This is a genomic window from Xylophilus sp. ASV27, from assembly GCF_016428875.1.
In the GTDB taxonomy this organism is placed as follows: domain Bacteria; phylum Pseudomonadota; class Gammaproteobacteria; order Burkholderiales; family Burkholderiaceae_C; genus Xylophilus.
Genome location: NZ_JAELTO010000345.1, coordinates 1 through 317, shown reverse-complemented (window position 1 = coordinate 317; position 317 = coordinate 1). Strand labels below are relative to the sequence as shown.

Below are 317 nucleotides of genomic sequence, written 5' to 3'. Positions count from 1 at the left end.
CCCCCCCCCCCCCCCCCCCCCCCCCCCCCCCCCCCCCCCCCCCCCCCCCCCCCCCCCCCCCCCCCCCCCCCCCCCCCCCCCCCCCCCCCCCCCCCCCCCCCCCCCCCCCCCCCCCCCTTTTTCAAGCCGAAGACGGCATACGAGATTTCCTGTACGGTCTCGTGGGCTCGGAGATGTGTATAAGAGACAGGGCCTGGTATGCGCTGTACGCACCGGCCGGCACGCCGCAGGCCGTCATCGAACGGCTCGGCGCGCAAACCCGCGCCGCCGTGGCCGACCCGGCCCTGCGCGAGCGCTTCGCGTCCATGGGCCTGGAG

General features: G+C 78.9%; 1 protein-coding gene. It reads left to right on the top strand.

From position 1 onward, the window contains the following. The coding region (locus JHD63_RS24400; protein WP_233168567.1) for a hypothetical protein at positions 1 to 183 on the top strand (183 nt) is incomplete at its 5' end. Positions 184 to 317 lie beyond the last annotated feature (134 nt).